Genomic DNA, 5,693 nt, shown 5'->3' on the forward strand with positions numbered 1-5,693 from the left:
GGGGTAACGTCAGTCGATTCTCGTCTGCAATGTAATCAATTCACTTTCCCACGGAAGCTCGACAACGTAAAAATGATTCTCACAGAAAAGGGCAATCTTCCTATTCTGCACTCAGTGCCTTGTGATGAATATGGTATCGCCTCTCACGATTGGATCACTTTTAGTTTTGATGCTTCAACACTCGGTCAAGAATATTCTTCAATTCATCCTGATCATGTTGAATCTACGCTCACCTATGCAATTGAAACCTTTTTAGATCAGCACTTATACGAAATATTTGGTTTCGGCTTAGATAAAAAACGTGAAAAGGGCATGCATAACTACAAATATGCATACGAATTACAAGATATGATGGGCATGGTTTTGTATGGTCACAGCTCTAAAAAAATATCTGTACAAATTAACGGTACTGGCTGTGCACTTGCAAGAAAGGGTTGGAACGAACAACTTTATCGCTTCCTTAAAACTTTCGCAGTAAAACCAAAACTTACCCGTGTAGACCTTGCCTTTGATGACTTTGAGGGGAAATACATCTCTGTCGATCTTGCCAATTATTGGGATGATCATAACGGTTTTTGGTGTGGTGGCCGTGAACCCAAAATCGAAATGTTTGGTTCCTGGAAGCGTCCTAATGGTAAAGGTCGTTCATTTTGTATCGGTGACCGTACCAGTGGCAAATATTGCCGTTTCTATGAACGTGGTAAAAAGGAGGGCAGTCCTTTAAGCCCTTGGTGTCGTGCTGAGGTCGAATTTAAAGGCAAAGACCGCTATATCCCTTTAGATATTTTACTTTCACCAAGTCAGTATTTCTTAGGTGCTTATCCTTGTTTTGAATGGCTTGCTCAGACTTTAGAAAAAGAATTCTGCACACCTGAAAAGATGCAAACCATTAAAAAACAATCACAAATCAATTGGGATTCTGCAATTCAAATTGTGAAAGATCAATTCGGTAAATACATTCGTCAATTCTCAAAAATTATCGAACCGAATGAATTAATTGCCATGCTTTCATCTCCGAAAGATGAAGTACCTAAAAGACTCAAGTTTTCTCATGCTGTAGTAATGCAGTCCATACGTTTAAAACAACCGATTAGATCACATGATGAATTTCCGCTTTTTGTGGGTGTTCAAGGTCTAAATGATTCTACTTATAAGGATTTTATCAATGCAATTCAAAACACAAATGGTGGTACTTGGTGCCAAAGCGTCTAAGGGTGATTACAACGGACGTCCTTTTGACTCAACAACGATCTATCACCAAGCCGATTTACAAGAGGGTGAAAACTTTGCGGGCCAAGTTGGCTCTGAAATGAAGTGGGGAACCTCTTTCAACTTTGAAAAAATCAAAGGGCAAAAGTTCCCATTTCTTGCAGATGCCACTTTAGAACAAGTGTCCAATGGTAAAGCGACAATGACCATTATTAAGGAACTCGTTCCACAAAAGTCAACACCATGATTCACAGCAACTTTCTAACATATAGCTGTCCTACGTGTGGCACATACCTGCACAAAGGACAATACCAGTTTCACGTATCAGCGTGTAAAGGTTGAAAAATTAAATGATTTTATATGCATGTTCATCACTAGAAATCGTTGATAACGTTCAACGTTGTATTGAATACGTGCCGTTAACATCATCATTTTTCTTTTCTAATCTTGCAATTACACAATCAGATTCTATTGCGATCTCAATTGAGATGGCAAAGATATGCGGAATATTAATAGCTTATAGCTTCATTATGAAATCCGCAAAACTTGCCTAACGACAAATTTTAAAGGAGAAAATGTCATGGCTCTACAAAACGTAACTCGTATCGAACAAGAACACCATCAAAAAACATGGTTCCAACGTTTCCGCAATAAAATTGCTGTAACTTCTGCAACTGTCGGTTCTTACGCATTAGTGAGTTCTGCTCATGCTGAAGCTGATCTATCGGGTATTGGTACTGCGATCACTGGTCAATTGACCTCGGCTCAAGGCATTGTAGTCACTGTTTTAATTGCTGCTGCAACAATTACAGCGATTATCATTGGCTATAAAAAACTCAATAAAGGTGCTAACGCAGCTTAAAAACAAGCCCCTACGGGGGCTTACTTATTAGGGTGTATTTATGGAAGCGGAATCAGCCTCAATCTTTTACTGGTTATTGCCAATTACTGTGGTGGTTGTTACATGGGTCGTTTTAAAAAATATATAGCTGTATTGTTGATGTTTTCAGTGTATATGATGCCATTCAATGCACGTGCTGCGGGCTTTAATGGTTGGACTTTATCTAATCCAGTCGCTCAAGGTGCATCTACGGTTTATAACGGTGCAAAAAATGTCATTATTAACGGAAAAAATGTTGCAAAAACTTCTACAGCTTTAATTACTCCAGTCGCTAAGGATGTTTCAAAAGTTCTAGCCCGTGGTGTCGCAGGTGTTGCTTTATCTGTGGCTGTTGAGGGGCTTTTAGGTTCTGTAGATTGGGTACTTGATCCTGCAAATTCTCTAATACGCTATAAAGAAAAAGAAACTGGTAAAGATTGCACTGTAAAAACTGATTGTCCCGCAATTCCTATGATTTGGTCTGTTTCTGTAGGCTCTATACCTAAATTTTTCTCTGATGATATAACAGCCTGTAAAGCAGGTATGTCTGTGTGGCCTGAATTAAATGGCAAAATTTCAAAAATTGTTTATGAGTCAAATGGTAAGGTTGCAAAGTGCTATCACGCTTATGGATATACACAAGTTAATCAAGTTGTAAATCCAGCTTATAACCCTAATGCAGAAACTGACAATCAAGAAAAATCTATCCCGCTTGATGTTGTATCACAAAAAATTATTTCTAATGCTGAGTCGGGCAATTCAGATGCAAAAGTAGCAACTACCGCAGCAGCAGCCGATATCGTGAATGATGCTCAAAACGATGACGCTAAAGCTCGTCCAATCGTTAATCAGCTTGAAGCTAACGCAAAGACTGCAACCGATGAAATGGCTACTGGTGAAACAAAACCGAATACAGAAACGGGTGGTACAGACCTCAGTATAGAATTTCCAACGTTCTGCGGTTGGGCACCTCAAGTCTGTGAAGCTGCTCAAACTGTAATTTCATTCCCTACAACCCTTACAAATTGGTGGGAAACTGGCAAATCAAAAGCTGAAAGTTGGGCGCAATCTATATCTGAAGCTTGGACATTGGCTCAAGAATGGGTGAAAGAACCTGAGAAAGAAGATACTGAGTTAAATATTAATGATCAAACAGAAAATGAACCTGATTCAACAATAAATTTTTCTACGGCTTGTCCTCAGAAAATCCCACTAACGTTCAATTGGAATGGATCGACATTAGATTTTTCATTTGATTTCACAATTTGGTGTGAATCAATTTCAACTTTTGTATATCCAATTGTCGTTGCTCTAGGTTCACTTCATGCGCTCTATATTGTTACTGGAGTGCGTCAAGATGTCTAATCTATCGACCTTGTTAGCGAGCGTTCAAAAAGGTTTTTTAAAAAATGTCTTAGAGGGTGCAGGTGTAACTTTAGGTGTTGCGGGTGTTTCATTAGTAATCGTAAATACCATGATTTCTCATTTTAGAGATTCTGTTACTTCATTGCCTGCTGTCTTATTGCAAATGTGTGGTGTCACTGGTTTGCATATTTATTTCTCACTTGTGCTCGGTGCAATCGTTGCAAAGCACTACAAGCAAGCTTCGCCATTACATCTCTTAAAGAAAAAATAGCGTTAACAGCGCGGGAGAAGGAGCTACGACGTCCGACTAAGCTGTTAACGTAGGGATTTTAATCATGTTGAATTTAGTCACTGGCACACCGGGTGCTTCAAAGACTGCATTTGTCGTTACTCAATTGGACAAATTAGAACGCCAAAACTTTCTCAATGTCCGCAAAAATAAATTGGTCTATGAACACAATTTATCTTTATTCGAGAAGTTTAAAGATGAATTTGCGTTGTATATCTATGAAGAAGGCTCAGGATCGGAACGTAGAACGATTACTGAAATGCTTCCTGAAGATTACTTTTATTTTTTAAAGGAAGATTATGAAGATTTACGACCTGACGACTACTTTAAGAAAACAACAAGATATAACGAAATTGTCGACCGTATTAACGACACACATGGTCACCAAAAGTTTGAATTATTTCAGCCTGTACGGACAATCTATACAAATATTAAGGCATTAAAAATACCGTATACACGTGCCTTGATACATGATTGGCGTGATGCTCCAGATGGCTCAGTATTTGTATTGGATGAGGTTCAACTTGTTGCGCCATATTCAAATAAGAAGTCAGAAGATCAAATTATTTTAGATTTAACAATCCATCGTCATCGTGGATTTGATTTTTATTTTATTACTCAAGCACCTAGATTTTTACATCCAGTTGTTAAGGAATTAGTGGGTTGCCACTACCATATAACACGTCCCTATGGTTGGACGCCTAAAGTTTATCAATATGGTTCTGCTCGTGATAATCCAAATGCTTTAGTGAATAAGGTGAATTGTGAGAATAAATTCTCATTTAAGCCATCTGATCGCATTTTTACCTTATACAAATCAACGACGATCAATACGCACCAAAAGCGTATTCCTCGTTTTGTTTTTTTCATTGGCGCATTTGTATTAGTGATGGGTTATTTGTTTTATCATTTTGCATTTAAAGATAATGTGATTTACGACCAAGTTGGTAATTCATTGTCTGGAAAGCCACAAGAAACCAATGCAAATAATAAGCAGGCTACAGCTTCTAATATAAATTCTGATCAATCAGATTTAAGTACACAATGTAGAAAGGCAAGCAATATTGAAAAACCTGAATGTGTCAAATGGTTCGATGATCTCTCTAAACAAAAATCATCTGTTACCGATTCAGGTGAAGTGATTCATCAAGTTTCCTACGATTCTAACAATCCTTATGACTTTCAACCTAAATCAACAATTCAAATCGTTGATTATCCACGTCTGACAGGTTGTGCAAAGAAGCCGAACGGCCAATTGGTTGGGATAGATCAACAGGGCAATATCATGCCTAAAATCAAGCAATCTCATTGCCAAAAATGGCTCAATGGTGAACGGCTGTTTGATTACACTAGGTCGCCAGTACAGGTACAAAATAATGTTAATACAAGTAATCAAGTCAATCCTTCGGACGCTGTTCAATCGACTGTTAAACGAGATATTCCGCAGGAAATAAATTACGCCAATAACCAAGTCGATCCACAACTTGAAGCACGTACAGTCAATGGAGCGAATGCACTATGAAACATGATGCTCATGTAAGAACTGCTTTTAAACATTTCTTTCCTACACGATTGTTTTTAGTCTTGATTTCATTTGTATTTACTCTGGGTTTTATTCTAGGTAATGCTTATGGTTATTTTAGTTGTCAAAATTTTATGTCACTGATTTACAAGTGAAACTTGTACAAGTCTTTTCACAAAAAAGACTTGTCGATATTATACGCAAAGAACTGATTTATAGCTGAAACGTCATGTCTATGACGCTTAAACGAGTGTTAACGAGTGACAGTAAATTATTCGAGCATCGACCCTCTGATTACGCTTTTTAGGAATTTAATGATGAAATGGACATTTGGTATACATCCAATTAATAAGCTAATTCTATTAGTTATTTTAATTCCGTTAACATGCATTCTTTACAATATTCACTGAAATAGCTTCTATAATATG

Annotated in this window: 6 protein-coding genes; all 6 read left to right on the top strand. The window is 37.6% G+C overall.

Annotation, left to right across the window (positions count from 1 at the left end; genetic code table 11):
- Positions 1 to 1,212 (top strand): replication initiation factor domain-containing protein (locus D7V20_RS18300; protein WP_213072521.1); only part of this gene is annotated, 1,212 nt, incomplete at its 5' end.
- Positions 1,166 to 1,456 (top strand): hypothetical protein, encoded by a 291-nt coding sequence (locus tag D7V20_RS18305; protein ID WP_120385324.1) that lies wholly within the window; start codon positions 1,166 to 1,168, stop codon positions 1,454 to 1,456. The genes D7V20_RS18300 and D7V20_RS18305, both read left to right, overlap by 47 nt.
- Positions 1,457 to 1,789: 333 nt before the next feature.
- Positions 1,790 to 2,071, top strand: coding sequence for a hypothetical protein (locus D7V20_RS18310; protein WP_120385325.1), 282 nt, complete (start codon positions 1,790 to 1,792; stop codon positions 2,069 to 2,071).
- 102 nt (positions 2,072 to 2,173) lie between these two features.
- On the top strand, positions 2,174 to 3,454 hold the full coding sequence (locus tag D7V20_RS18315) for a virulence factor TspB C-terminal domain-related protein (RefSeq protein WP_120385326.1): 1,281 nt from the start codon (positions 2,174 to 2,176) through the stop codon (positions 3,452 to 3,454).
- Positions 3,447 to 3,725, top strand: a complete 279-nt coding sequence (locus D7V20_RS18320; RefSeq protein ID WP_171407859.1) for a DUF2523 family protein — start codon at positions 3,447 to 3,449, stop codon at positions 3,723 to 3,725. The genes D7V20_RS18315 and D7V20_RS18320 overlap by 8 nt, the downstream gene beginning before the upstream one ends.
- A gap of 64 nt (positions 3,726 to 3,789) precedes the next feature.
- Complete coding sequence (locus D7V20_RS18325) at positions 3,790 to 5,265, top strand: zonular occludens toxin domain-containing protein (RefSeq protein ID WP_120385328.1); 1,476 nt, start codon at positions 3,790 to 3,792, stop codon at positions 5,263 to 5,265.
- Positions 5,266 to 5,693 lie beyond the last annotated feature (428 nt).

Source organism: Acinetobacter rongchengensis, from assembly GCF_003611475.1.
In the GTDB taxonomy this organism is placed as follows: Bacteria; Pseudomonadota; Gammaproteobacteria; order Pseudomonadales; family Moraxellaceae; genus Acinetobacter; species Acinetobacter rongchengensis.